Source organism: Nitratireductor sp. StC3, from assembly GCF_003015025.1.
Lineage (GTDB): Bacteria > Pseudomonadota > Alphaproteobacteria > Rhizobiales > Rhizobiaceae > Mangrovimarina > Mangrovimarina alexandrii.
This window is the reverse complement of sequence record NZ_PYBP01000012.1, coordinates 125,813-151,841: the sequence shown is the minus strand read 5'-3', so window position 1 is coordinate 151,841 and position 26,029 is coordinate 125,813. Positions and strand designations below refer to the sequence as shown.

General features: G+C 64.3%; 22 protein-coding genes. 8 read left to right on the top strand and 14 right to left on the bottom strand.

Translation table 11 applies throughout. The annotated features are described in order from the left end of the window. On the top strand, nucleotides 1-223 hold a 223-nt coding region (locus C7T96_RS24280; protein WP_106573160.1), incomplete at its 5' end, for a hypothetical protein. A 120-nt stretch (nucleotides 224-343) separates the two neighbouring features. After that, a complete protein-coding gene (locus C7T96_RS20665) occupies nucleotides 344-1,024 on the top strand; it encodes a LuxR family transcriptional regulator (protein ID WP_106573159.1) in 681 nt (226 codons plus the stop codon). Nucleotides 1,025-1,058: 34 nt separating this feature from the next. On the opposite strand, the gene C7T96_RS20660 is transcribed toward C7T96_RS20665, so the two are convergent. The 8 genes from C7T96_RS20660 to C7T96_RS20620 form a co-directional block, all read right to left on the bottom strand. Further along, nucleotides 1,059-2,501, bottom strand: coding sequence for an aldehyde dehydrogenase family protein (locus C7T96_RS20660; protein WP_158264439.1), 1,443 nt, complete (start codon nucleotides 2,499-2,501; stop codon nucleotides 1,059-1,061). Nucleotides 2,502-2,520: 19 nt separating this feature from the next. Next, the gene (locus tag C7T96_RS20655) at nucleotides 2,521-4,236 is read right to left on the bottom strand and encodes a thiamine pyrophosphate-requiring protein (RefSeq protein ID WP_146149218.1); all 1,716 of its coding nucleotides are present in this window, start codon (nucleotides 4,234-4,236) and stop codon (nucleotides 2,521-2,523) included. Nucleotides 4,237-4,265: 29 nt separating this feature from the next. Continuing rightward, nucleotides 4,266-5,552: a TRAP transporter large permease gene (locus C7T96_RS20650; RefSeq protein ID WP_106573156.1), complete on the bottom strand. Its 1,287-nt coding sequence runs from the start codon at nucleotides 5,550-5,552 to the stop codon at nucleotides 4,266-4,268. Beyond that, nucleotides 5,545-6,006, bottom strand: coding sequence for a TRAP transporter small permease subunit (locus C7T96_RS20645; RefSeq protein WP_158264438.1), 462 nt, complete (start codon nucleotides 6,004-6,006; stop codon nucleotides 5,545-5,547). Before C7T96_RS20645 ends, C7T96_RS20650 begins: the two co-directional genes overlap by 8 nt. An 81-nt stretch (nucleotides 6,007-6,087) precedes the next feature. Beyond that, the gene (locus tag C7T96_RS20640) at nucleotides 6,088-7,026 is read right to left on the bottom strand and encodes a TRAP transporter substrate-binding protein (RefSeq protein ID WP_158264437.1); all 939 of its coding nucleotides are present in this window, start codon (nucleotides 7,024-7,026) and stop codon (nucleotides 6,088-6,090) included. A 168-nt stretch (nucleotides 7,027-7,194) separates the two neighbouring features. After that, complete coding sequence (locus tag C7T96_RS20635; protein WP_146149217.1) at nucleotides 7,195-8,067, bottom strand: alpha/beta hydrolase; 873 nt, start codon at nucleotides 8,065-8,067, stop codon at nucleotides 7,195-7,197. Nucleotides 8,068-8,138: 71 nt separating this feature from the next. After that, entirely contained in the window at nucleotides 8,139-8,339 is a 201-nt protein-coding gene (locus C7T96_RS20630; RefSeq protein ID WP_106573152.1) for a hypothetical protein, read from the bottom strand. Nucleotides 8,340-9,620: 1,281 nt separating this feature from the next. Further along, nucleotides 9,621-13,634 carry a non-ribosomal peptide synthetase gene (locus C7T96_RS20620; protein ID WP_158264436.1) on the bottom strand — a complete coding sequence of 1,338 codons (4,014 nt, stop codon included), beginning with the start codon at nucleotides 13,632-13,634 and terminating at the stop codon, nucleotides 9,621-9,623. A 255-nt stretch (nucleotides 13,635-13,889) separates the two neighbouring features. On the opposite strand from C7T96_RS20620, the gene C7T96_RS20615 reads away from it, so the two are divergent. Together C7T96_RS20615 and C7T96_RS20610 are read left to right on the top strand one after the other, a co-directional pair. Next, the gene (locus C7T96_RS20615; RefSeq protein WP_106573149.1) at nucleotides 13,890-15,461 is read left to right on the top strand and encodes a SidA/IucD/PvdA family monooxygenase; all 1,572 of its coding nucleotides are present in this window, start codon (nucleotides 13,890-13,892) and stop codon (nucleotides 15,459-15,461) included. A 2-nt stretch (nucleotides 15,462-15,463) separates the two neighbouring features. Next, a complete protein-coding gene (locus C7T96_RS20610) occupies nucleotides 15,464-15,706 on the top strand; it encodes a phosphopantetheine-binding protein (protein WP_158264435.1) in 243 nt (80 codons plus the stop codon). A 172-nt stretch (nucleotides 15,707-15,878) separates the two neighbouring features. On the opposite strand, the gene C7T96_RS20605 is transcribed toward C7T96_RS20610, so the two are convergent. After that, nucleotides 15,879-16,718, bottom strand: coding sequence for a fumarylacetoacetate hydrolase family protein (locus C7T96_RS20605; RefSeq protein ID WP_106573147.1), 840 nt, complete (start codon nucleotides 16,716-16,718; stop codon nucleotides 15,879-15,881). Nucleotides 16,719-16,730: 12 nt separating this feature from the next. Further along, nucleotides 16,731-17,477: an SDR family NAD(P)-dependent oxidoreductase gene (locus tag C7T96_RS20600; protein ID WP_106573146.1), complete on the bottom strand. Its 747-nt coding sequence runs from the start codon at nucleotides 17,475-17,477 to the stop codon at nucleotides 16,731-16,733. 236 nt (nucleotides 17,478-17,713) lie between these two features. On the opposite strand from C7T96_RS20600, the gene C7T96_RS20595 reads away from it, so the two are divergent. After that, complete coding sequence (locus C7T96_RS20595; RefSeq protein WP_199190533.1) at nucleotides 17,714-18,694, top strand: aldo/keto reductase; 981 nt, start codon at nucleotides 17,714-17,716, stop codon at nucleotides 18,692-18,694. Nucleotides 18,695-18,740: 46 nt separating this feature from the next. Here the strand turns inward: C7T96_RS20595 and C7T96_RS20590 are convergent, their stop codons facing one another. The 4 genes from C7T96_RS20590 to C7T96_RS20575 form a co-directional block, all read right to left on the bottom strand. Continuing rightward, complete coding sequence (locus C7T96_RS20590; protein ID WP_106573144.1) at nucleotides 18,741-19,244, bottom strand: flavin reductase; 504 nt, start codon at nucleotides 19,242-19,244, stop codon at nucleotides 18,741-18,743. A gap of 105 nt (nucleotides 19,245-19,349) precedes the next feature. After that, nucleotides 19,350-20,861, bottom strand: a complete 1,512-nt coding sequence (locus C7T96_RS20585) for an altronate dehydratase family protein (RefSeq protein WP_106573143.1) — start codon at nucleotides 20,859-20,861, stop codon at nucleotides 19,350-19,352. 297 nt (nucleotides 20,862-21,158) lie between these two features. After that, on the bottom strand, nucleotides 21,159-21,488 hold the full coding sequence (locus C7T96_RS20580; RefSeq protein WP_106573142.1) for an L-rhamnose mutarotase: 330 nt from the start codon (nucleotides 21,486-21,488) through the stop codon (nucleotides 21,159-21,161). A gap of 6 nt (nucleotides 21,489-21,494) precedes the next feature. After that, nucleotides 21,495-22,199 (bottom strand): GntR family transcriptional regulator, encoded by a 705-nt coding sequence (locus C7T96_RS20575; protein WP_106573141.1) that lies wholly within the window; start codon nucleotides 22,197-22,199, stop codon nucleotides 21,495-21,497. A 333-nt stretch (nucleotides 22,200-22,532) separates the two neighbouring features. Between C7T96_RS20575 and C7T96_RS20570 the strand changes: the two genes are divergently transcribed. The 3 genes from C7T96_RS20570 to C7T96_RS20560 are packed head-to-tail and all read left to right on the top strand — an operon-like array spanning nucleotide 22,533 to nucleotide 26,022. Next, nucleotides 22,533-24,032, top strand: coding sequence for a sugar ABC transporter ATP-binding protein (locus tag C7T96_RS20570; RefSeq protein WP_106573140.1), 1,500 nt, complete (start codon nucleotides 22,533-22,535; stop codon nucleotides 24,030-24,032). After that, nucleotides 24,029-25,027 (top strand): ABC transporter permease, encoded by a 999-nt coding sequence (locus tag C7T96_RS20565; RefSeq protein WP_164749932.1) that lies wholly within the window; start codon nucleotides 24,029-24,031, stop codon nucleotides 25,025-25,027. Before C7T96_RS20570 ends, C7T96_RS20565 begins: the two co-directional genes overlap by 4 nt. Further along, entirely contained in the window at nucleotides 25,027-26,022 is a 996-nt protein-coding gene (locus tag C7T96_RS20560; protein ID WP_106573139.1) for an ABC transporter permease, read from the top strand. Before C7T96_RS20565 ends, C7T96_RS20560 begins: the two co-directional genes overlap by 1 nt. Nucleotides 26,023-26,029: the final 7 nt, after the last annotated feature.

The window sequence follows — 26,029 nt, the reverse complement described above, 5'->3', positions numbered from 1 at the left end:
AATGAACGCCTTCTGCGCATCCGAGAACTTCGATGCCTTCATCGTCTTCCGCTCCTCCCAGCCAAGGGATGTTACCGCGGAAAACTCCAGTTTCGAACGGTCCAGTTTTCAGGGATCAGAGCAATGGGAGGATCACGCGCTGTTCTCTCTGAGTGCCGGCGAGGAGGTTATGGAGCTCATTAAACACCACAACATGCACATTTGCGTTACGGCATGGAGGTGATGTGAGCCGACTGTGACGAGAGGGTTTGTCGTAGATTGACAGGCAGACCGCACTGCGCATAACTGCTATCAAAAAATCAGGGCTGATGCTCTCCCGTCTGGCTGGGAACAACTTTGGCCGATGAATATCCTTGCCGCGAAGAACTATATTCTTGATACAGCCCGCCTGATTGTGCCGGCCACCAGAGTGCTATTCTACGAGGTCGATGGCAGGCTTCAGCCTTATGGCCACATCAGCAGCACGAATGAAAACTGGGGCAGGCTTTACCGGAAATTCGTCGCACTGGACCCTTACCATCCCCGTTGCTTTGCGAAGATGAACCGGAACGTGTTCGGCACCGCTCCGGGCTACGGTCCCGACCTTGAGAACGCTGATTATGTGGAGGGCTTCCGTCAGGTTCTCGGCATCAGGCATAAGGCCGAGATGTTCCTGCGTGATGCCGAAGGCGGCATACGCGCCGGCCTGCGCTATGCGCGGCTCGAAGGTGACCGTGAATTCACTACTGAGGAAATGATCAAGCTGTCGAGAATGCAGCCGCTGTTTGCAAATCAATGGTGCACGGCGCTCGTCCAAGACATGGAAGCACAGATATTCTCGGGCCTGACCGAACGCGAACGAGAGGTCTTCGATCTTCTTCTGTCCGGCTATCCCAATCAGGATATTTCACGCCTGCTCTCCATTGCCCTGCCCACCGTCAAGAATCACGTCAAGGCGATCCTCGCCAAGACCGGGTATGCCAACCGAGCAGAGCTGCTGGCGGCGCTCTATCGCGCAGGGCATGTACTGCGCGCGCCGCACTGAAATCCTTCAGCCGCGCCGCAACATCGGCTCTTTCTCAATCCACTTCGTATTGCGCCTTCTTGAGTGCAATCGCCTGCGCGATCGTATCATGGGCCTGTTGAGAATAGGGCGGCCGGCCGCGCGCCAGTACCGCCTCTGACGTCTTCTGGTGCAGGACCGTCTTGCGGTTGCTGAAGGTCACGAACCCGGCCCGACCACGATAGCGGCCCATGCCGCTCTTGCCGACGCCGCCGAAGGGCAGCGCCTCGTAGGTGAGCTGGCACCTGACGTCGTTGATGACAACGCTTCCGGTTTGGAACGCGCGCGCGACACGCGCAGCCTCCTGCTCGTCGTCGCCGAAATAGTAAGCCGACAACGGATGCTCGCCATCCGACACCCTGTCCAGTGCCTCGCTGACGCCGGAAACGCCAATGATGGGGAGCAGAGGACCGAAGATTTCCTCCTGCATCACTTCCATGTCATCCGTTGCATTGGTGATGATCGCAAAGGGAAAACGCCCGCTGGCAGGCAGGTTTTCAAGGGTGGTGTCGACGGGGACGAAGTCGACACGCGCGCCCTTTCGCGAAGCGTCGGCAAGCAGGGCCTTCATGCGCTCATTGGAGCGGCGGTCGATGAGGCTCGTATAATCGATATCCTGCATCATCTGCGGAAAGATGTCGGCAGCGGCGTGCCGGCACCGCTCAACCAGCGCATCGACCTTGCTTTCGGGCGCGAGCACATAGTCCGGCGAAACGCAGACCTGACCGGCGGAAGCCAGCTTGCCGGCGACAAGCCTGTTGGCAACGGTCTTCAGGTCCGCGGTATCCCCGACGATGACCGGGCTTTTGCCGCCAAGCTCCAGCGTCACGGGAACGAGATTTGCCGCGGCGGCAAGTGCCACTTTGCGGCCTGTCGCGGTTGAGCCAGTGAACAGCAGATGGTCGAACGGGAGGCTGGCGAAGGTGGCGGCCACGCTTGCATCGCCATTCACGACAGCAAGCTCGCCGCGGTCGAAATACAAGGCAATCGCGGCCTCGAAGGCGGCACCTGTCGCCGGCGCCAGCTCCGACATTTTCAGCATCACACGGTTGCCTGCCGCCAGACCGCCCATGGCCGCGAGACAGGCCATCAGCACAGGTCCGTTCCACGGAACGATCGCTCCTAGCACACCGAGCGGCTGGTAGTGCACCTCGGCAAAGGTGCCGTGCGCCTCCACCTCGGGAGGCAGTGCCACCCGCTCGGGCTGCATCCAGCTCTCGAAATGGGCGAGGTGGTATTCGATCGCTGCAACGCTGCCCAGAATGTCACCGGCCCGCGTGGCAAAAGGCGAGCGGTTGCCGAAATCCTCCTGAAGCCCCTCGACGAACGCCCGCTCGTGGGACAGCACCCCCCTTGCAAGGCGGGTCAGCCGATCCCGCCGCGTCCTGGCCAGGGCAAAACCCTCTGCCCGGAAGGCCGCGCGCTGCTCGGCCAGAATGTCTTCGATGATGACGCTCATCTCATGTCCCTTCACGGCGTCAGACGCTGACGACGATGTTGACGAGGGCGTGCCGCCCTTCGTCCTTGACCGCGCGCAACGCCGCCTCGAGTGCGGGAAGAAGCGCGACCGGATCCTCGACCACGGCGCCATAACCGCCGAAGGCCTCGACGATCTTCTCGAAACCGGCCCGGACTCCGAACCGCGTCAGGGGGACCTCGTTGGCCTTTGACGCCCATCCCTGCGGATGGGTGCTGACGACGCTCTTGCGCACCTCGTTCCAGCCGCCATTGTTGAAGACGACGATCAGCATCGGCAGGTCTTCCGCCGCCGCGATTTGATGGCAGGAGGCGGGCACGCAGTAATAATACGACCCGTCGCCCAGCGTGCAGATGACCGTCTTGTCCGGCCGCGCGGCCTTGACGCCGAGCGCGGCACCGAAGCCCCAGCCCAGCCCGCCGGCATGGGAGGGACCGAAATAGCTGCCGGCTGCGCCAGGCTGCACGACGCGCAGGTCGATCGGATATTCGTTCACGACGATGGTGTCGTCGTCGAGAAGCCGCGAGATGCAATGGTTGGCCCAAAGCGGCGTGATTTCGGACAGTTGCCCGTCGCGCGCGATCGCGTCTCTTAGCTGCGCCTGCTGGTGCTGGCGCCGGCTGCGGTGGGCGGCGATCCGACGGTCTCGAAGGTCGGCCGGAATGCGGCTTTCCAGACTTTCGATCAACCCTTCCAGCGCGGGCTCCGCATGCCCGATCAGGGGCACGTCGCACGGAAACCCGCGCATCGGCAGGCGCTGGTAGAACGGATCGATGCCGAGCTGGATGACCTTCGCGCTGTCCGGAACGGTGACGCGTGCGGTGAACCACGGCACATCGGACTCGATGACGAAGATGACATCCGCCTTTTCGAGGTCGGGGCTGACCTGCGACGCGAAGATATAGCCCAGATGGCAGGGATGCTCGGGATCGAGATTGCTGTAGACCGGGCTGGCCTCCAAAACGCCGAACCCGCTAACATCGCACAGACGCGCCAGCGCCGCACGGCCGGCGGCGCTCTTGCCGAGCTCGGACGTCACGATGACGGGATTTTCGGCCCTCGCGAGCAGGTCCGCCGCCTCGTCGAGACGGGCCGGGTCGGGCATCAGCCGCGCATCGGTGATCCGCCGCGATGGCGCGCTCGCGCGGTTCTCGTCCAAGGTCGCCGCCTGCACGTCGCGCGGGATCGAGATATAGACGGGCCCCTGGGGCTCGGCCATCGCGACCTCGAACGCGCGATCGATCACGTCGGCGACCTGGTCCGGCCGGCGGATCTCGTAATCCCACTTCACGTACTCGCGCACCATCGCGGCCTGGTCGTAGCTTTCCTGCGACCACTGCACGTGGATGTCGCGCGCGCCGGCGACGCCTCTCTGCTCGGCGATCGGTGACCGGGCCGCCAGAATGACCATGGGAACGCGCGCCCGCGCCGCGTTTATGATGCCGCCGACGCCGTTTGCGGTGCCGACCGTGGAATAGAGATAGACCGCCTGGGGGCGACCGCTCGCCGCGAAATAACCGTGCGCCATGGCCACGGCGGTCTGTTCATGCGGCGTGAGAATGGCCCGTGGCGCCGGCTTGCCCTGCAGCCCGTACTTCGCGAACGCCTCGATCATAGAGGTCGGCGCGCCGCCGATCACGGTGTCCACACCGCGAAGCTGCAGCAGATCGAGGATGGCCTCTCCCACGGTTTCGACGGAACGGATGACTTCGGACATGGAAAACTCCTGGACGCGGTTCGTCAGCGTCACATCTGGGACGGCAGGAAAAGGACGAGCGCCGGAAACAGCGCCAGCAGCGCGACTCGAATGAAGTCGGCGATGATGAAAGGGATCAGCGCCCTGAAGACGGGTCCGGGGGCGATGTTGCGGAACACCGAGGTCAATACGAAGACGTTCATTCCGAAGGGCGGGGTCAGCAGACCGATCTCGATGGTCACCACAACGATGATGCCGAACCAGATCAGATCGAAACCCGCCGCATCGATCAGCGGCAGAATGATCGGCATGGTGATGAACAGCGTCGAGAAGCTCTCGAAGAAGAAGCCGAGGAACAGGTAGAGCAGCACGACAATGAACAGCAGCATCGCCGGATGCGGGTCGATGTCGCCGATCCAGTCGGCGAGCGTTTCGGGCGCGCCGGTCATGGCGATGAAATTCCCCAGGACCGTCGAACCGAGCAGGATGGGGAACAGGGCCCCGGTCGTGCGCACGGCGCCGAGGAACGCATCCCGCAACACCGCCAGGGTCATAGCCCCCCGGATCCACGTGAGAAGCAGTGCTCCGGACGCCCCGATGCCCGCGCCTTCCGTGGCCGTGAAAACGCCGCCGTAGAGCCCGCCCATGACCAGCACGAACAGGGCGACCACGCCCCAGACCTCGCGCAGGGCGCGCCATTTCTCGGACCAGGGAACGTACTCGCCGCGCGGCCCCGCATCCCGGTCGCGCCCGACGACGAAGCCCACCGCCAAGGTGTAGAGGACCATGCCCAACAGACCGGGCACGATGCCGGCCAGGAAGAGCTTGGTGATATTCTGCTCCGCCAGGATCCCGTAGATGATGAGCACAACGCTCGGGGGGATGAGGATTCCCAGGGTGCCGCCGGCGGCGATAGTGGCCAGCGAGAAGGAATCCGAATAGCCGAACGAGCGCATCGGCGGATAGGATACCTTCGCCATCGTGGCGGCGGACGCCACGCTGGATCCGGAAATCGCCGCAAATCCACCCGAGGCGAGAATGGCCGAGATCGCCAGCCCGCCGGGCATCCTGCCGATGAAGGCATAGGCCGCACGGAACAGATCGCGGCCGAGCCCGCTGGAGGCAACGAAATTGCCCATCAGCACGAAGAGCGGAATGACGGTCAGCATGTAGCTGCCGAGCTCGAAAGCCGAACCCGCCACCATCTTGCTCGAGACGGAGAAGCCCATGTAATGGGCGTAGCCGACAAACCCGATGATCCCCATCGCCAGCGCGACGGGAATCCGGATCAGGATGAAGGCGACAAGGGCAACGAGGCCGATGACGAACTCAGTCATCCTCGGCCTCGCCGTCGGTGGGACCGGCCACGACAGCATAGGCCGCCAGGGCCGCCGAAAGGATCAGGGTCAGGGCGATCGCCCAGGCCACGGCCGCGACCGGTAGTCCCAGCACGAGCGTGACCTCACCGGATTTGCCGACGGCCAGCCCGGTCATGGCGATCCCCATCCCGGCGAGTGCCATCGCGATCGCCACGCCCGACACACCGTCGATCGTTCGCTTGAGCCATGACACCTGCTTCAGGACCGGGTCGATAAGGGTGACCCTTATGTGATCGTTGCTGGCAACGGCGACCGCTATGCAGAGATAGATCATCACCTGCATGGCCATCTCGGTGACCTCGAAGCCGGCGGCGATCGGCCGCTGGAAGGCGTACCGTGCTCCGACATCGACGACGGTCAGCAGCATGATCCCAGCAAGGATGAGCGCCGCCGCATATTCGAGTGCCTGCACGACACGTCGCCATACCACTTGGATCCGGCCGGATTGCTTCGTTGAAGCCACGCTGGGTCCCCCTGCCATCGCGATGAGCCCCTATTCGGCGTCTATCTTCTCGATCTCGGCGCGGAGCTCAGCCAGGGCGGCGGCGGCGTCGATCTTGGTATCTTCGACCGACTTTGCCCAATCCGACTCGAGCGGGCTGATCGAGGCCCGGATTTCCTCGACGAACGCGTCCGGGGCCTGATGCACCTCACCGCCCTTCTCCTCGTAGATCTTCCAGCCACGGGCATCGGCCTCGTCGGATGCACGGCCGGCGATCCGCGAGAAGGTCTCGCCGGTCACCTTGGCCAGGGCCGCCCGTTCCTCGTCGCTGAGGGAGTTGTACGTGTCCTCGTTCATGACCAGGGCGAAGCTGGCGTTGTAGAAGCCGCCGGGAGCCGAAACAACGTGCTGGATCAGGTCCTCCAGCCGCCAGCCGCCGAAGACGTCGGCCGGCATGAAGGCACCGTCGACGATCCCGCCGTTCAGCAGCTCGTAGAGCTCCGAGGCCGGACGGGACACCGGAGCCGCGCCGAGGACGGTGGCGAGCTCGAACGCCATGCCGCCGGGCGCGCGCAGCTTCTGGCCCTGCAGCGAGGCCTTTTTCAGATAGGCGTTCTTCGGCGACATCAGGTGGCCCGGCCCCGGCGTGAACATCGCAAGCGGCACGACACCGTCATGTTCGTTGGCATCAGCCAGGCTGCGCTCGAAGACACGCTGATAGGCCACCGAAAGTGTCTCGGCATCGTTCGCGAGAAGCGGGAACTCGGCGATCTTGGTCAGGCGGAAACGGCCGGCATTGTTGCCGTGAGAGATGAAGCTGATGTCGACCAGGCCGTCGCGCACGCCGTCGAACGTCTGGGCGGCACCCATGGGTGCCTTGGGCAGATAACGGATCTTCAGCAGGCCGCCGGATTCGCGCTCGACCATCTCGGCCCAGTCGTTCTGCAAGAGCTGCGTGAAGTGATGCTTGGGCGGCGTCCAGCCCGACACGGTCAGTACCGTCTGGGCGGCGGCCGAACCGGAGACGCAGACCGTCAGAAAAGCGGCCGCTGCGGCAACCGAAATGGTCTCAAACAAAGATTTCATGGTCTTCCTCCTTTACGATTGGATCGCGCAAGGCAACCGTGATCCGCGGTTTGCCCTTGCGTTGTTTCGTCTCTATGCGCACGCGCCGACGGACCTGCCGGGCCGACCGGCAAGATCCCGAAACGCCCGGTACCAGTCGTCATTGGGGCTACTCAGCCGCAAATGCGTGTCGAAGTGGCCCGCGCCCGGTTCGATGGTGCTGGTTACGGGCTGGCCGGCAGCGCGCAGGGCGTCGCACATCCGCGCGTTTGAATCGCGGATATGGTCGAAATCGCAAGCGCCCCACATGAGGTGAAACGGCGTCCGGTTGCAGGCGAGCGCGCATATCGGGCTCGCGCCGGCATCGTCTTGCGCCGCGCGGAACAGAAAGCGGTACACCCGCCCCTTGCCGGTGTCGGACGCGACCCCGCCATAGCGCAGGTCCATCGGAGCGCTGATCGGCATGCACGCGTGGACCGGCGCTGCCTGCCGGGACAGAACGGTCATGGCAGCGATCTGGCCGCCCGCCGAATGCCCTGCCAGCACGATGCGATCAGGATCGCCGCCGTAGTCGGAGATCCGCGCCTGGATCAACCGTAATGCGCCGATGCCGTCTTCCAACTGGCTGGGCCATTTGTGATTGGGGGCCAGACGATAGGTAACGGCAGCGAATATCGCGGGCTGCGCGACCACGGCCTCAGCCATGAAACGAAGCCATTGGAAGTCGCCGGCGATCCATGCGCCGCCATGAAGGAAGACTAGAACAGGTAGCGGTTCCCTAGGTTCGGCAGCATGTGGGCGATAAATCTCGGTTTTCTGCGCAGGGTCTTTGCCATAGCCGAGCACCGCCACCGGCTTTAGCTTCGATCTATCGGACAAAGCACGCGCGGCACGATCATAGGCCATCGCCTCCTCGGTGCCCGAATAGGCTTGTTTCCCGCCACGTGCGATCCCTGCTTCAGCCACAATTTTCTCCAGCTGCTACGGTTATGGCAGGTTATGCGCGCCGCCAGCCGGGGGTAAATCATCCCTGGGGATCAGGTGAGCTTCAAGTCGGTGTCCTGCCCGTTGCCGGCCGTAAACCGCAGGATCGCGCTGAGGTCGCCGCGCAGGACAATCGCCAGCTCACCGTTGTCGGGCATGAGCGTGACATGCGCGTCCGTCGCCTTGTCGTCGAATAGATTGGCCAGGTTTTCGATCGCCTGCCGCTTCCACTGCCAGCACCACCCGGCTTGCATGTGATGCAGCCTATGTGGGGTTGCCGATCTTTCGCCGAAGGAGCTTCCACTCCCGAGTATCTTGGCGCTCGTATTGCTCCCGCGTGATCTGCCGGCCGATTAGACGCGCCAGGCGAAGCACGGCTTCGTTCGAGGACGGGAGCGCGGCGGCAGGCCCGTTGTCTCCTTGGCGTTGAGGCCGACTTTCGCCATCCTGTCTCGCCGCGCGACCAGCATTTCCATACTCCCGCCGACACTCGACGCGTTAATGTGAAAGCTCTCGAACAGCGATGCAAAATGTAATTGGGACGAGTCGAAAATAACGGCGAATTTTGCGTGTAAACCGGCACAGAGATGCACCAATCTTAGCTCATTTGGATCAAGTGTTTGCCTACAAAGATGGAAATCACATGGTGAAATTTTGTCTGGCTACGCCGGTATGCTTTGCTGAATCGGCAACATGGAATACGCTTTATTGTGTTTCAATTGTAACGCGGCATCTCCCAGAATGAATGCACTTCGGAAGCGGGTGATGAAGCCCGGAATATCACGTCAAGGGAGGCTGAGCACATGACGAGATACACCGCATCCAGAAGAGCATTCCTAAAGGGGATCGCGGCCGTGCCGGTAGCCACCGCGGCAGGCTCTCTCATCAGAGTCATGCCGGCGACCGCGCAATCTCCGGCAACGGTTCGCATGCAGCTCGGCTGGCTGGCCTCGAACGGTATCCTGTGTCCGTCGTCAGAGGTTTTGAGCAGTTTGGCGGCCTGATCTAGTGGAGGCTCTGGCCCATCATGGTTTTCATATTAAGCGGCTGCCTTGCGATCCAGCAAGCGCCGTTGGTTGATGGTGTCGCGTTTGATCCTTTCCCTTGTCTGCAGGATGGTCTGGCTGCGTCGAAGTTGGCTATGCGCTCCCGGTTTCCCCTGCGACCAACACGCTCATGCCGCTCTGGCATGTCTTGACCGTCCGGCTGTCCATGATCGAGGCCGTTTAGGTTTCGACACCCAATCCGCAAGCACGACCCCGCCGCCAACTCTCCCGTTTCGGGACGGGCTCTGAGACCTGGCGGATCGACAACAATCTGCGCCGACCGCACACCAGCCTTGAGGGGTTTACACCGGACGACTTTGCAACCCGGTCGCGATTGGACCGCGACGTGAACAGGGCCAGCCGATGACGGGACGTTCAGGAGAGGAGGACACTTTCCGTCTATGGAGCGCCGCGGGCAGGAATTTCCGGGCCGGGCATCGGCGACGCCATGACGGCCAGGGAGGGCGAGCGGCTTTTCGTGGGAAGAGGTCAGGCCTCCTGCGAGGCGCGGATCTGCGCGACGGGCCCGCCCGGCGTCGACCTGGTCCCGGCCCTGGATTGCGCCCGTTTCGCGTCCGTCTCCGTCATCGCCCGGGTGACGGTCGACGCGATGTCCTCGATCCTCGGCGACTGCATGATGGAATAGTGGTCGGCATCCATTTCGACGATTTCGATCCCTGGAGCGATCGCTTTCCACTCGTCCTGCATGTTCCGGGCGTCGGGCCGCCGGGCCGCCGCAAATAGCAGGAGCCTTCCGCCGAGGGTGCGGGGCGTGTGGTTGTCGAGGGCCCTGGAGCCGGCGCTGAAAACCGCATAGACCGCCTTCATCGCGGCCGCGTCGGTCGGCACGCCGTTTTGTTCCAAGCGTTCCGTCAACCACACGATACGCTCGTCGGCGGATAACGGCTCCAATTCCTGTTTCTCGCCGCGAAGCGGCAGGCGGGCGACGGCAGCCAGGTCGTTCACGAAACCGGCGAAGCGTTCGGCCGGACCCGCCGCGGCGGGCGCGTCGGGCACGGCGCTGTCGATCATCGCGGCCAGGCCCGGGGTTTCGCCTTCGGCCTCGAGGCGGCGCGCCATCTCCTGCACGACCAAGCCTCCCAACGACCAGCCGATGAGATGGTAGGGACCGTCCGGCTGGACGGCCCGGATCTCCCTTATGTAGCGGACAGCCATGTCTGCAATCGAGTCCAGAGGCGCCTGCGTCGCGGAGGTCAGCCCCGGCGCGCGCAATCCGTAGACGGGGCGAGTGGAGCCCAGGGCCTGGGCGAGCCCGACGTAACACATGACGTTGCCGCCGATCGGGTGGACGCAGAACAGCGCGGGACCTTCACCGCCCTGCCGGATCGGTGTCAGGATCGCATCGGCGCGCTCGTCGCCGTCGCCGCGCAGCAGATCGGCGATGCCCGCCACCGTCGGGTGGCTGACGAGCGTGGCGAAGGAAAACCGCCGCTTGAAACGCTGTTCGAGCTTGGCCATCAGACGCATGCCGGCGAAGGACGAACCGCCGAGCGCGAAGAAATCGTCTTCCCGTCCGATCCCGGACGTGCCGAGCGTCTCGCGCCAGAGTTCGGCGACCGCCTGCTCCAGCGCGTCCCGTGGCGGCGCCGACGAACGCTTGGCGGTCTCGCGGACGCCGAAATCGGGTGCCGGCAGGGCCGAACGAACGACCTTGCCGTTGTCGCTGAGCGGCAAGCTGTCGAGAGACACGATATAGGTGGGCACCATATAGGCCGGCAGGACCGCGCGAAGCCGCTCCCGCAACCCGGCCGGTTCCACCTGCGTGCCGGCCGTTTTGGGCACGACGTAACCGGCGAGGTGTCGCGTCCCGGCGCTGTCGGTGACGGCTACCACCACCGCTGCGGCGACCTCGGGGATGGCGAGAAGAGCGGCCTCGACCTCGGCGCATTCCACGCGATAACCCTGAATCTTGACCTGAAAATCCTTGCGTCCCAGGAATTCGATCTCGCCGTCGGCGAGATAGCGCCCCATGTCGCCGGTGCGATAGAGGCGCTCGCCGGTGGTCGGGTGGCGAATGAAGCTGGCCGCCGTCTTGGCCTCGTCGCCCAGATAGCCGAGCGCGACCCCGATCCCGCCGATATAAAGATCGCCGGGCACCCATGGCGGGCACATGGCGAGATCGGCGTCCAGAACGTGGATGGACTGATGGTCCATCGCGTGGCCGTAGGGAACGGAACGCCATTCGGGATCGACGTCGCCGATCGGATAGAGAACCGACCAGATCGACGCCTCGGTGGCGCCGCCCAGGCTCCAGATCTCCGCCCCCGGTGCCGCCGGGCGGATCTGCTCGGGCAGGGTCAGCGGGATCCAGTCCCCGCTCAGCATGACCAGACGCAAGGACGGCATGATCGGGCCGCCCGCACCCTCGACCGCGAGCTGCATCAGCGCCGGGACCGAGTTCCAGACCGTGACGTCGTGGCGCCGCACAAGGTCGCGCCAATGCGAGGCATCCTTGGCCCGTTCGGCATCCGGCATGACGATCGTCGCGCCGGCGGCGAGCGTTCCGAAAATATCGTAAACCGAAAGATCGAAGCTGAGCGACGAAAGGGCGAGTATCCGGTCGGTGGGCTTCAGCGCAAAGCGGCCATTGAGATCGACGATCGTGTTCCACGCGCCGCGGTGATCGATCATGACGCCCTTGGGAACACCTGTGGAGCCCGACGTGAAGATCACGTAGGCGAGGTCGGTCGCCTTTGTCTCCGTGCGCCACGGCGCGTCCTGGCTGTCGTCGCGCACCAGATCGACGCAGACGCGCTGAACGTCCTGCGGCCAGGCAAGCGCGCGCTCAAGGGCGGTTCGCGTCAGGACGAATTTCGCCTTGCTTTGCGCGAACAGCACGTTGCGGCGTTCGGCCGGCAGGTCCGGATCGACCGGAACATAGGCGGCGCCCGCATAGAGGACGCCGAGAACGGCGACGATCTGTTCCCAGCCCTTGGGCAGCGAGATCGCGACCAGATCGCCGCGCGCAACGCCGCGCCGACGCAGCTCGCCGGCCGTCGCGACTGCCAGGCGCCGCAATTGCGCATAGGTGAGGCGCCGATCGGCGGCGATTACCGCGACGTTTTCGGGATGCTCGGCCGCCTGACGCTCGAACGCCGCTTCCAGCCGCTCGGGCGCGGCGGAAGGGACGATGGCCGCCGCCGGCGCCGCCGGCTGATATGGTTTGGGATCCCGTTCGTTCCACTGCGCCTCATCGTCTGCCAGTTTCAAGAACAGGTCGAGATGCGCCCGGCACAGTTCCTCCACGAAGCCGGCGGGGAAAATCTGTTCGACATAATCCCAGTTGAAGATCACGGATCCGTCGTCGCCGAAGTGCATCTGATGGTCGAGATAAACCTGCGGAACCTGGAGGCGCGCCGTGTCGTGATCGATGCGCACCCCGGGATGACCGGCGGTCTCCGGGGCGGCGGGGGGCGTGACCGCGGTGAAGGTGACCGGCACGCTCATGCCCGGCCCGGTTCCCGCGCGCTGCTGCATCGCGCGGGAGATGTCGATACCGCTGACTTCGATCCGCTCGGCATCGCGCCAGAACTGGCGCTGCAGGGCGCGCACGCGCTCGACAAACGAGCGGTTTCGCGAGGCGTCGACCTCAAGCAGGATGGTGGTCCCGAAATTGCCGAATGTGTTGGCGGCTTGCGGCAGGTGCCGGAAACGTCCGGAAGACAGAACGGTGATCGCGAAATGATCGCTGCCGGCGTAGCGGGAGAGCACTTCGGTATAGACGGCGCAGGCAAGCAGGCTGGGCGGAATCCGCAGCCGTGCGCAGATCTCGACGATTTTCGTCCAGTGCGGGGCCGACATCGTCCGAGTGAGATGCCGAAACCGGGGATGCCGGTCGCGGGATAGTCCTCTCGTCAGAGGCAGGGACGGCGGACCCGGGAAGTCGTCCAGGCGCGGTCGCCAGTAATCCCACGCGGCCTGCCAGCCCGGTCCCCGCCGGACACGGTTCTGCGCCTCAACATAGTCGGCGAAGGACATCTCGACCGGCGCAAGGGCGCCGGCGGGGTCGGCGCACAGGGCAAGCCATTCCCGCAGAAGAAGATGGAAGCTCCAGCCGTCCATCATCCACAGCGCGAAGCGCATGTGCAGGCGCAAGCCGGCCTCGTCCCGCGTCGCGCGGATGTCGAATTGCGGCCATATGTCTGGCGGCATCTGCCCGGCGTTGATGTCGGTCCGAAGCGCCTCGAGCCGCTCCCGCCGCCGCGCTGCGGGAAGGTCTCTCAGGTCGAGGGTTTCGATCTGGTAGGGCCCGACATCGTCGAGAATCCGTTGCTCGCCCGACGGCAGAATCACGGCCCGCAGCATGTCGTGTCGTCGAAGGATTCGCTGAAGGGCGGGCGTCAGTTCGGTTTCGAACCCTACCGGAACGTCCACTTCGACATAGTAGGTGGCGGGGGTGCTGAGGTCGAGTTCAGCGCCCTGTCCGACCCAATATGCCTGTTGAATGCCTTCCAGAAGAAACGGCGCTCGCTCACTCTTCACGCACTTCGCCGACGCCGCTGCTTCAACCATTCCATGCTCCTCCCGGTTCCGCATCGCCGACGCCGCGAGGGTTGGCGTCAGACCTTGATGGTTCTATTATATTAGTGTAACGCTGTCGAGGGAGGAAGGGTGGTTGGCACGCCGGAAGCCCACGGCAGCTCGCCCTTAGAAAGATCGACCGGTGCGGCGTCGCATAGGTTGCAAGCACCGGCGGGCGTAGGCCGGGCGGTTGATCGCCAAGGGAGAGGTTTCTCGATGCGGAAAGGCCTGGACGCCGGCGAGCTTCAGACCGGTCCGTGCGCGGATGGCGGGTCTTTTGTCGCCGAAGCGTTCGAAAAGACCGTTCACCGTGCGATCCAGCTTCATGGAGGCTATCCCGACAACTGGGTTCCCGAGCGGTCCGGCACCGACCACGATGTCGTCGTCGTCGGGGGCGGCCAGTCCGGCGTGGCGGTCGCTTTCGCGTTGCGACGCGCCGGGATAACGCGAACCGCCGTCATCGACGCGGCCGACGAGGGCAGGGAAGGCATCTGGCTCAATACGGCGCGCATGAACGCGCTGCGATCGCCCAAGCATCTGCCCGGGCCGGAACTGGGCATACCGGAATTGGGCTTCCAGGCCTGGTACGAAGCGCGTCGCGGCGAGGCGGCCTATGCCGGGATGCAATCCATCTCACGGATCGACTGGGCCGACTACCTGCGCTGGTACCGCAAGATGGTTGGAGTATCGGTGCGGTTCGGGACGCGGCTGGAAGGTGTCGAGCCGGCGGAGCAGGGATTGCGGCTTCGTCTGTCGATCGACGGCCGCCCCAAGGCGGAAGTCTGCCGCAAGCTCGTCCTGGCGACCGGCTTCGCCGGCAGCGGAAGCGTCAATATGCCTGGCTTCATCGCGCAATCGCTGCCGGCCGATCTTTATGCGCACGCGGAGGAGCCGATCGATTTCGGTGCGTTGCGGGGACAACGCGTCGCCGTATTCGGCGCGGCCTCGTCGGCGTTCGACGCCGCGGCGGCCGCACTCGAAAAGGGCGCGGCTTCGGTGGACCTGTTCTGTCGCCATGACGACCTCGAACGCCTGTCTGTGATGCGGATGCTATATTACCCCGGTTCGGTGGAGCATTTCCGGCTCCTGCCCGATGCCGAGCGGTGGACGATCATGAGCGCGCTGTGCCGGCGCGCCCAGGGACCGGTGCCCGATACGGTGCGTCGCGCCGCGCGCTTCGACACGTTTCACCTCCATCTCGGCGCGTGCGATCCGATTCTCGATACGGATGGCGTCGCGGTCACGCTTCGACTTGGCGGGCACGACACGACTTTCGAATTTGACTTCGTCATCGCCGGAACGGGATACAAGGTCGATCTTTCCGCGCGTCCCGAATTGGCAAGCATCGTCGACCAGATCGCGCTATGGCGCGACCGCTACCAGCCACCGCCGGCAGAGGCGCATGACGATCTCGCGCGCCACCCCTATCTGTCGCCGGGCTTCGCTTTCACCGAGAAGCGGCCCGGCAGCGCGCCCTATCTCAAGGACATTCATTTCTTCGGCGCCGGCGCCCTTCTCAGCAACGGCCGCAATCCCGCAGAGGTCAGCGGATTTCGCCACGGCATACCACAGCTTGTTTCGGCGATCGGCGCGGACCTGTTCACGGCCGATGCCGCGCAGCACGTCGCGCGGGCTCTCGGTCCGTGTCAGCCCATACTCACCGGACAGGAATACCGCGATCGCATTTGGACCGGACGCGATTTGCGGGCGGCGAAACCGGCAAAAAACGCCGTCCAAGATCGTAGGTCGGAGGCGGACGAGTTTCGGCACGACGCAATGGAGCGATGACGATGAACGAGACCACGCGCGCAGATCAGGCGGTTTTGCAGGAGCGCGTCCTGGAACAGGCCCGCGCGATCCTCAAATGCGAGGACATCGGGCCGCAGAACTATTTCCTGGAGGTGGGCGGGGATTCTCTGGTCGCGCCGATCCTTGCCAACAAGATCGAGGCGGAGTTTGGCGTGCGGCCCCAGCTCGAAGACATCTTTACCAGATCGTTCGGCGAGTTGGCCGAACTCCTCCGCGCCGCGTAAAGCCGATCTGCTTGTCACGGAAGTGCAGATCGGCCCCACCTTGTCGGCTTAGCGCATGTCTAAACGGCGGACCGGCTTCCGCTTTGCCTGGAAAGGCTCTGCAGCCGGTCGCAAGGCATCGGCCGCCGTCGCGCCAGCATCGACGGGCCCGCAGGGCCGCCGAGGTGGCGCGTCAGGCATGCGCGCGCACGCTCTGCCGCTGCGCGCCCAGGCCCTCGATCCCGAGTTCCACCACGTCGCCGGGTTTCAGATAGCGCGGCGGTTTCAAACCCTGCCCGACACCGGGCGGGGTGCCGGTGGACACGACGTCTCCCGGGTGCAGGGTCATGAACTGTGACAGGTAGCTCACGAGATGAGCCACGCCATAGACCATGGTCGCCGACGATCCGTCCTGCATGGTCACTCCGTTGACCGTCAGCCACATCTTGAGCTGCTGCGGGTCGGGGACCTCGTCACGCGTAACAAGCCAGGGTCCTGTCGGACCGAAGCTGTCGCACGATTTGCCTTTGGTCCACTGGCCGGACCTCTTGTTCTGAAAATCGCGTTCCGAAACGTCGTTGACGACGCAATAGCCGGCGACATGGTCGAGCGCCTCGTCCTGCGACACATGTTTTGCGGGCTTGCCGATGACGACGCCGAGTTCGACCTCCCAATCGGTCGCGCCGGATCCCCTTGGAATGACGATATCGTCGTCCGGCCCAGACATCGCCGACGTGGCTTTCATGAAGATCACCGGTTCGGGAGGAACCTCCAGCCCCGCCTCCGCGGCATGGTCGGCGAAGTTGAGCCCGATGCAGATGAACTTGCCGGTGCCGGCCACGCACGGACCGAGCCTTTGCGGTTTCTCGACCACCGGCAGGCGGGCAATGGCGACGTCCCGCGTCCAGGCGAGGTCGGCGAGCCACCGGCCGCCGATGTCGTCGACCACGCCGCCAAGATCGCGAATGTGGCCGTCGTCGTCCAACAGGCCGGGCCTTTCGGAGCCGGCGGGTCCGTAGCGAAGAAACTTCATTCTTTTGGCCTTTCAGTACGTCGTGCGTCCACCGGACAGGTCGAACGTCGCGGCGGTGGTGAAGCTGTTCTCCTTGGAGACGAGCCAGGCGACCATCGCGGCGGCTTCGTCGACTTCGAGAAGGCGGCCCCGCGGGATGCGCGAACGCATATAGTCGATGTGTTCGGGGGTGAGCTGTTCAAGGATCCGCGTCTGCGCCGTCGCAGGCGAGATGCAGTTGACCGCGATGTCGTATTCGGCGAGTTCCTTGCCGAGCGACTTCGTCATTCCGATCACCGCCGCTTTCGAGGCCGAATAGGCGGCGGCGTTGGGATTGCCTTCCTTGCCGGCGACCGACGCGATGTTGACGATGCGCCCGTAATTGCGCGCCTTCATGCCCGGAACCACGGCGCGGTTGACGTAGAAAGTGCCGTTGACGTTGATGTCGATAACTTTCTTCCACATCGCGATGTCGTATATGTCGAGCGGGGTCGCCGCGCCCGCGATGCCGGCCGAATTGACCAGGACGGAAATCCCGCCCGCGGCGTCTTCCGTCCGGTCGCATGCCGCCTTGACCGCGTCCCAGTCGGCTACGTCCACGATCTGCGTCGACGCCGCGTCGCCGAGCTCTCGCCGCGCTGCCTCGAGCTGCGCCTCGTCGATGTCCCACAAGGTGACCGTGGCGCCGGATGCGACGAAGCGCCTGGCCATCGCCAAGCCCAGCCCTTGAGCGCCGCCGGTGACGACGGCATGCTGGCCGTTGAGATCGATCCTGTTCATGTCGATGGTTCACTCCGCTCGGTTCTGCCTGAAGATTGGACGATGCGCATGGGAGGCTTGGCGGTCGGCGGGCCTCTCGCGTAGCCTGCGATGGCTTGATTTGATCTATTATATTAGTGTAACAGAACCCACAAGTGCCGCAGCGGCAAAATAAGGCGATTGCAAGGAGGGGCAGGGTGAAAGCGAGCGAGACACGCACCGTCGGACGTACGGGCTTGGACGTAACCGCGCTTGGCATGGGGTGTGCGTCGCTGGGCGGCCTCTACGCGCCGGTCGACGACCGGACCTGTCTGGCCACGCTCAAGGCGGCCTGGGACTGCGGAATCCGGTATTTCGACGCCGCCCCCATGTATGGGCTCGGCCGTGCCGAACACATGCTGGGCCATTTTTTGCGGGAGCGCGTTTCGGCATCGCAGCCGGTGGTCAGCACCAAGGTCGGCCGTCTCATGGCCCGCGAACGCCCGGGACGGGAGCTGCCGCAGGCTGCCGAGAAGAATCCGCTCGACGCGGGATGGCGAAACGGACTGCCTTTCCACGAGGTGTTCGACTATTCCTACGATGCGATCATGCGCAGCTTCGACGACAGCCAGCAGCGTATGGGACGCGAGCGGATCGACCTCCTCTTCGTCCATGATATAGGCAGGCTGACCCACGCGGAGCGGGCGGACGCGCACTGGACGGCGCTGACGTCGGGCGGGGGCTTTCGCGCCCTGGGCGCGCTGCGCGAGGCCGGCATCATCAAGGGCTTCGGCCTCGGTGTGAACGAGGCCGAAGTGGTGCTCGATGCCATGAACGAGGCCCAGCTCGATTGCACGCTGCTCGCCGGGCGCCATACACTTCTGGAACAAAACGCCAATTCGCTGCTGGACAAGGCTCTCGACTGCGGCATGTCGATCGTGATCGGCGGCGTGTTCAATTCCGGCATCCTGGCCGCCGGGCAGTCGGGCAACCGCAAGTTCAACTATCAGGACGCGCCCGAGGATATCGCCAGGAAGACGGACAGGCTGGCGGCGGCGTGCGAGGCGTTCGGCGTGCCGCTTGCCGCGGCCGCGATACAGTTCCCGTTCAGGCACAAGGCCGTGACCTCCGTCCTGATCGGGGCAAAACATCCCGACCACGTGGTGCAGAACGTCGAGTGGTTCGAAAGGCCGCTGCCGGACGCGCTTTGGGACGCGCTCCACAGCGACGGGCTGATCGACGAGAGGGCGCTTGCCTGAACGCGGATGATGTCCGTAGCCGGCGTCAGTCGCCGGTGCGGCGCCGTCAGTCGCGCTCCAGCAGCCTGTAGTCCCTTCTAAAATACAGAAGCGGTTCTTCGCCTTCACCGAAACGCAGGCCCGTAACCCTGCCGATGAGGATGCGATGCGTGGCGACGCTTCGAGCCGCCACGATCCGGCAGTCGAAAACGGCGATCGCTCCGGCAAGGGCCGGCGCGCCGCTCGAGATCGTCTCCCATTCGGCCGCGGCAAACCTGTCCGTCTGCGACAGGCCGGTCATGCCGGAGAAGGCCGCGGCGAGCGGCCGATGCTCGCTCGCGAGGGTATTGAGTGCGAAAACGCCATTCTCGGCGAAGCGGTCGTTGGACCGGTTCTCGCGGTTGAGGCAGACGAGTACCGTCGGCGGGGTGTCGGACACCGAGCAGGCGGCGATGACGGTGACGCCGCGCCGGCCCGCGACCCCGTCGGTGGTCACGACATGAACCGCGCCGGCGAAGTTGGCCATCGCATCCCGGTAGGAGCGCGGCTCGATCTCGCCTTTCTTCAACAATTTTCCACCCGGACCGCCTGTCGCGGTACGATCAAATCGTCCGCTCGCTGGCGGGAAAAAGCCGGACCGGGTCGACCGGCGGCATTGGCGCGCGCCGTGCGCGATCTACATCGTGGCACCGAGGCTCCAGGGCACGAACTCGTTGTCGCCATAGCCGAGCGATTCCGACTTGGTCGCCCCGCCCGATGCGACGCGAAGGATCTCGGCAAAGATCTCCTCGCCTTTGCGGGCGAGCGAGACGCCGTCCATGACGTCTCCGCAATTGATATCCATGTCCTCGCGCATCTTCTCGAAAATGACGGAGTTGGACGCGAGCTTGAGGGAAGGCGTGGGCTTGCAGCCGAAAGCCGAGCCTCGCCCGGTGGTGAAACACAGCACATTCGCGCCGCCGGCAACCTGACCCGTCGCGGAGACAGGGTCGTAGCCGGGCGTATCCATGAAGACGAGGCCGCGTTCGCGGATCGGCTCGGCGTATTCCAAAACGGCGCGAAGATTGGTCGTGCCGCCCTTGGCCAGCGCGCCGAGCGATTTTTCCAAAATGGTTGTCAGACCGCCAAGCTTGTTGCCGGGGGACGGGTTGTTGTTCATCTCCATGTCGTGCTTGGCCGTATAGGCCTCCCACCAGCGGATCCGTTCGATCAGCTTTTCGCCCACCTCCCGGGTCTCGGCTCGGGAGGTAAGCAGATGCTCGGCGCCATAGATTTCCGGCGTCTCGGACAGGACGGCGGTGCCGCCTTGAGCGACCAGAAGATCCACCGCGGCGCCGAGGGCGGGATTGGCGCTGATGCCGGAATAGCCGTCCGATCCGCCGCATTGGAGAGCCAGGACAAGTTCGGAGGCGGGTTGTGTCGTTCGTTCGGCGGCGTTGACGATGGGCAGCATCTCGACGATCGCCTTGACGCCGGCTTCGACGGTTTTGCGGGTGCCGCCGGATTCCTGGATGGTCATGGCGCGAAACGTCGCATTCTCCTCGATGCCGTAGGATTTCATCCAGCGCGGAATCTGGAACGCCTCGCAGCCGAGACCGACCATCAGCACGCCGCCGACATTCGGATTGGTGGCAAAACCCCACTGCGTGCGCTTCAGGACGTCGTAGGCCGGGCCCTTGACGTCGATGCCGCAGCCGGTGCCGTGAACCAGCGAGATGACGCCGTCGACGTTTGGATAGTCCGCGAGGATGCCGGAGCGGTTGACCTCGTCGGCGATGAAACGGGCAACGCTGGCCGAGCAGTTTACCGATGTCAGCGTCGCGATATAGTTTCGGGTGCCGACCTTGCCGTTCTGTCTCTTGAAACCCTGAAACGTCGCCCTGTCGTCTTCCCGAAGCATGCGGGTGGGGCGCGCATTGGTGCCAAACGCATGGTCGCGCTCGAAGTCGCGCAGATAGACGTTGTGCTCGTGTACCCAGTCGCCCGATGCGATGGGCTGTCGGGCAAAGCCGATTATCTGGCCGTATTTCACGACGGCCTCGTCGGCTGCGATATCGCGCAGGGCCATTTTGTGACCGCGCGGTATGCGTGTCGTAACGACCACGTCCCCCGCTTTCTCGCCAGCTTCCAGCGGGCTCACCGCAAGGAGGATGTTGTCGGCTTCAAACAATTTAATAAATCGCGTCATCAAATGAACTCGGATTGGGGCCGTTTCGACCGTCGGGACGAAAGGGTGACTGAAATTGGAATATTAATATAATAGTACGCAGCCGGTCAAGCGATCTCAGGTGGTGCGAGAAGCTCGGGCACCGGTCATCTCCGGCCTGTGGCGCTTCTATGGCGGCCGCCGGGAACCGAGAAGAAGAGCGGGGATCGTTGCGCCCTCAGAAAGCCCGCCCCCCGATGCCGCCGGGGTTGCGGCGGATGCGGCCGTGTCTGTCCGGCCCGTTGAACGGCGCCGCGCGGACGATCCCGGCGCCCGGATTCAATCGAGGTGAAAGACCTCTTCCATAGCGGCCCACCATTCGCCCTTGGCCCGCGTCGGCAAGGGCTCCTGCATGGGGTCGCACAATTGCCACCACCTACGCATTGCCGGCGATTCGCCCATCTTGGCCGCGTCCTTCGCGAAATCGGAGCCGTGATACTCCCAATAGGCGAAGAGCAGGTTCTCCGGCTGCCGCAGGAATATGGAGTAGTTCCTGATATTGGCCCGGCCGATGACATCGAGGACCTCGGGCCAGACCTCGGCGTGAACCCGCTTGTATTCCGCGACGGCCTCGGCCTTCAGGGAAATGCAAAGCCCCATCCTCTTCATGCCGCGCTACTCTGCTTCGGTTGCCGTCGACGCCACCTTGGCGCCCAGCTCTCCGGCGACTTCGATCGCATTGTGAAGCGACGTCTCGAGATGATGTTCCATCGCCAGCGCGGCACCCTCGGCGTCCTGGCGCTTCAGGGCGTCGAGGATCGCTTCGTGTTGCTCGATCGTCTGTTCGCCATAACCCGGCTTGGGGATCGCCAGGTAGCGGCCACGATCCATCTGCGCCTTCGAGATGTCGACGGCCTTCCAAATCATCGGGAAGCCGCTGGTTTCGGCAATCGTGCGGTGAAACACGTCGTCGAGCTGTATGGCGCTGGCATATTTTCCCCGCGAGATCGCCAGGCGGTGGGCGGCGATGTTGTCCTCCAGCGCCTCGGCCGCCGCGGCGGTGAATTTCGGCGCGGCCCGCCTGGCGCTTTCCATTTCCAGCGCGCGGCGGATCACATAGGCTTCCTCGAGGTCGGCCCGGCTTATGGGCGCGACATAGGTGCCGGTCTGCGCCAGAACATTGATGAGACCTTCGTCGCTGATGCGCTTGACAGCCTCGCGCACCGGGGTTCGGGAGATGCCCAGCGCTTCGGCGATGGCGACCTCGTTGATCGGGTCGCCCGGCTTCAGCCGTCCGACCGCGATCATGTTGCGAATCTTCTGATAGATCTGATCCCGGAGCGGGAGCGCCCGGTTCAGGGTTTTCGGGTCGAAGTCCATGAAACCATCCAAGTTGCCGTTCGTGGGCAATGATCACCCTTATACTAGCATGTCAAACATTTCGGGAGGACGGCCTGTGCCAGGTCGACGGCGCCCCGAAACGCCTCGACGCGAAATTCAGCTTGTCACGACTGTTATATTAGTGCAATAGAGGCGGCGCCGGGAACCGATGCGCTGCGCGTCGGCCTTTTTCGGCCGTGGGGACGCTTCTCAACAGACCGACGGACATTCAGGAAGAAGCAGCCGCTTGAAAGAACTGTTATACTAACATAACATGCACGCGGTCGTTGTGGAGGCAGCGACCGGTTCTGCCAGGGAGGAACCAAGCCGGACATGACAGACGCTCATTGCGCCTTGGACATGAAGGGGATCACCAAGACGTTTCCAGGCGTGAAGGCGCTGTCCAACGTCAACTTCTCCGTAAAGTTCGGCAGTGTCCATGCCGTCGTGGGAGAAAACGGCGCGGGCAAATCCACCCTGATGAAGGTTCTGAACGGGTCCTATCCGCCCACGAGCGGTACGATCAGGGTCGGCGGCACGGAGGTGCGCATGCGCCGTCCCGCCGACGCGCAGGCGCTCGGCGTGCGAATGGTCCACCAGGAAATCAACCTGGTCCCGGATCTCAGCGTTGCGGAAAACGTCTATCTCGGCCGCATGCCCGGCAAATGGACATTGCTGCGCCGGCGCGAGATGGTCGCCAAGGCGACGGCCGTTCTGGAGGAACTGGGCGCGGCGATAAATCCGCGCGAGCGGCTGGGCAATTTGTCGATCAGCCAGCAGCAACTGGTCGAGATCGCCAAAGCCTATGCCGCCGACCCCCGCATCATCGTGCTCGACGAGCCCACGTCCAGCCTGAGCGAGCACGAGACCGCCGCGCTTTTTTCGATCCTGCGCAAGATGCGCGACGACGGGATCGCCATCGTCTATATCAGCCACCGGCTCAAGGAGGTTCTGCAGATCGCCGACGAGGTGACCGTGCTGCGCGACGGCAGCATGATCGAGACCCGGCCGATCGAGGGCATAACCGCCGGCGAAATGATCAGCCTGATGGTCGGGCGGGAAGTGAGCAATGTCTTCCCGAAGAGTCCCGCGGCCATCGGCGCGCCGGTCCTCAGCGTCGAGAATATCAGCGACGGCAAACATTTCCGCGATGTGAGCTTCGACGTGCGGGCCGGCGAGATCCTCGGCCTGACCGGGCTGGTCGGGGCAGGGCGCACCGAAGTCGCGCGCGCCATCTTCGGCCTGTCCCAGTTGACCGGCGGCACCCTCCGGCTCGGCGGGCGCGAGCCGGGTATTCGATCGCCGTCCGATGCGGTGAAGGCCGGCATCGCCTATGTGCCGGAGGACCGCAAGGGCGACGGCATCGTTCCGGCGATGTGCGTGCGCGAGAACATCAGCCTGCCGATCCTGCGGCAGCTCAGCAAGCTCGGTTGCGTCAGCCATGGCGCCGACCGCGCGCTTGCCGGTCACTACGTGTCCCAGTTCGCGATTTCGCCGCCGGACGGCGAGCGCCGGATCAATCTCTTGTCGGGCGGCAACCAGCAGAAGGCGGTGATCGCCAAATGGCTGGCCGCCAAGCCGTCGGTGCTCATTCTGGATGAGCCGACGAGGGGCGTCGACGTCGGCGCGAAGGCGGAAATCCACAACATTATCGGCCAGTTGGTCGCCGAGGGCATGGCTGTCCTGATGATCTCGTCGGAACTGCCGGAGGTTCTCGGCGTGTGCGACCGGGTGGTGGTGATGCGGGACGGTCACGCCTCCGCCCCGATCGATCGCAAAGAGCTCAGCGAGGAGCGGATCATGGCATTGGCGACGGGCGAGGAGGTCGCATGACCGAGGGGGTTGTGGACATCGCACGCATGAAGCCCGGCGATCGTTTCACGCGCGGCAGCAAGGTCGTGGACGCGCTGTCCAAGGCCGGGCTCCTGATCGCGATCCTCGCCGTGATCCTGTACGGTTCGATCGCGAACGCGGCCTTTTTCTCCACCGGGAATTTCCTCAACGTTCTGACCTCGATGTCGATCGTTGGCATCGTCGTCGTCGGCATGACGTTCGTGCTCGTCGTGGGAGGGCTCGCGGACCTCTCGGTCCCGGCGACCATCGCCTGCGGCGCGATCCTTTCCCTCGGTCTTCAGCCGATGATCGGACCGGTTCCCTCGTTCATGGTCGCGGTCGCGCTGGCCGGGGCGATCGGGCTTTTGAACGGCGTTTTGGTGGGGTATTTCGGCGTCAATCCGATTATCGCCACGCTGGGGGTGGGAACGATCGGGCTGGGCATCGTCCAAGCCGCGGTCGGCGGGGTAATCGTCTACGGAACCAACCCGGCTTCCGCCGAACTGGTCAAGGGCAGGCTTTTCGGCATCCCCGTCGTCGCCATCATCTTCGCGGCGATCGCAATCCTCGGCCATATTATTCTCTCGCGCTCCTTCTGGGGCCGGTGGACCTTGGCGACCGGCGGCAACTACAGCGCCGCCGAGGCAAGCGCGGTGCCGGTTCGCGCGGTCAAGGCAGGCGCGTTCGTCATCACCGGTCTGGCGGCCGGCATCAGCGGCGGCCTGCTCGGGCTGACATTGCAGAGCGCCCGTCCGCTGGTCGGCACCGGTTACGAGTTCAGCGCCATCACCGCGGTCGTGGTCGGCGGCGTCTCGATCATCGGCGGCTTCGGCTCCGTTCCCCGCGCCATCGCCGGCCTGGTCTTCGTGCAGCTCTTGACCAATGTGATGGTGCTGGAGGGGGTTCGCACGCCCGTGCAGGGTTTCGTGCTCGGCGCGCTGATCGTCTGCGCCGTCGGCATGGATGCGGCACTCCGAAAGAGGGGAGGCGCGTGATGCGGTACGTCTCGCTGGCTCTGCAATACAGGGTCCCGATCATTCTCGGCCTCACCCTGATTATCTCGGCGACGCTCGTCCCGGGCTATGTCAGCGCCACGACGCTCAGCCTCGGGCTCGACCGTGCCGCCACGATCGGTCTGATCGCCATCGGTCTCACGGTCCTGCTGATCGCCGGCCAGATCGACTTGTCGGCCGGTTCGGTGTTCGCGCTGGCCGGCATCGTGTCGATCATGCTGCAGCCGCAACTCGGCATCCTGCCGGCCGCTGCGGCGGGCGTCGTCGTGGGCATGGTGGCGGGTGCGATCAACGGCGCCCTGGTGGTCGGCCTGAAGGTGCATTCGCTCGTCCTCACGCTGGCCACGATGCTGATCTTCCGCTCCATCGCGCACTGGATCACCGACAGTCAGCCGGTGACGGGAACCGACATCATGTTCTCGCTCGCCCTGGCGCAGATCTATCTGGACGTGTTCACGGTTCGCAGCGCGCTGTTCGTGGCCTTCATCCTGCTGCTTCATTTCTGGCTGACGCGCACCATTCCGGGCCGCAACGTCTTCGCGGTCGGGTCGAACGCGGTGGCGGCCGAGGAAAGCGGCATCGCGTCCGGGCGCATCCTTTTCTTCGGCTTCGTCTTCGCCGGCACGCTGGCAGGCCTCGCCGGGGTACTGCAAAGCCTGGTGACCAACACCGGCTCGCCCGTGTTCGGCTCCACCCTGATCGTGACCGTGATCGCGGCCGTCGTCGTCGGGGGAACCAGGATCGAGGGCGGCAAGGGCTCCGCGCTCGGCACGCTGGGCGGCGTGCTCACCATCGGCGCGCTGACGGTGGCGATGGAGTTTCAGTCGGTGCCCGCCTACGTCCAACAGGTCGTCTCGGGGTTCATTCTGATCCTGCTCGTCGTGCTCGACCGTACCGTCAGCACCAGGCGGAAGGCTACGGCCAGCCGTCCTTCGCTCGTTCAAGGCAATCCAATCAAACAGGGAGGAAGCGCATGATTGGGAA

Coding starts and splice junctions, on each gene's coding strand:
- C7T96_RS20665 (WP_106573159.1), top strand. CDS start 344: ATGAATATCCTTGCCGCGAAGAACTATATTCTTGATACAGCCCGCCTG.
- C7T96_RS20660 (WP_158264439.1), bottom strand. CDS start 2,501: ATGAGCGTCATCATCGAAGACATTCTGGCCGAGCAGCGCGCGGCCTTC.
- C7T96_RS20655 (WP_146149218.1), bottom strand. CDS start 4,236: ATGTCCGAAGTCATCCGTTCCGTCGAAACCGTGGGAGAGGCCATCCTC.
- C7T96_RS20650 (WP_106573156.1), bottom strand. CDS start 5,552: ATGACTGAGTTCGTCATCGGCCTCGTTGCCCTTGTCGCCTTCATCCTG.
- C7T96_RS20630 (WP_106573152.1), bottom strand. CDS start 8,339: ATGCAAGCCGGGTGGTGCTGGCAGTGGAAGCGGCAGGCGATCGAAAAC.
- C7T96_RS20615 (WP_106573149.1), top strand. CDS start 13,890: ATGCGGAAAGGCCTGGACGCCGGCGAGCTTCAGACCGGTCCGTGCGCG.
- C7T96_RS20610 (WP_158264435.1), top strand. CDS start 15,464: ATGAACGAGACCACGCGCGCAGATCAGGCGGTTTTGCAGGAGCGCGTC.
- C7T96_RS20605 (WP_106573147.1), bottom strand. CDS start 16,718: ATGAAGTTTCTTCGCTACGGACCCGCCGGCTCCGAAAGGCCCGGCCTG.
- C7T96_RS20600 (WP_106573146.1), bottom strand. CDS start 17,477: ATGAACAGGATCGATCTCAACGGCCAGCATGCCGTCGTCACCGGCGGC.
- C7T96_RS20595 (WP_199190533.1), top strand. CDS start 17,714: ATGGGGTGTGCGTCGCTGGGCGGCCTCTACGCGCCGGTCGACGACCGG.
- C7T96_RS20585 (WP_106573143.1), bottom strand. CDS start 20,861: ATGACGCGATTTATTAAATTGTTTGAAGCCGACAACATCCTCCTTGCG.
- C7T96_RS20580 (WP_106573142.1), bottom strand. CDS start 21,488: ATGAAGAGGATGGGGCTTTGCATTTCCCTGAAGGCCGAGGCCGTCGCG.
- C7T96_RS20575 (WP_106573141.1), bottom strand. CDS start 22,199: ATGGACTTCGACCCGAAAACCCTGAACCGGGCGCTCCCGCTCCGGGAT.
- C7T96_RS20570 (WP_106573140.1), top strand. CDS start 22,533: ATGACAGACGCTCATTGCGCCTTGGACATGAAGGGGATCACCAAGACG.
- C7T96_RS20565 (WP_164749932.1), top strand. CDS start 24,029: ATGACCGAGGGGGTTGTGGACATCGCACGCATGAAGCCCGGCGATCGT.
- C7T96_RS20560 (WP_106573139.1), top strand. CDS start 25,027: ATGCGGTACGTCTCGCTGGCTCTGCAATACAGGGTCCCGATCATTCTC.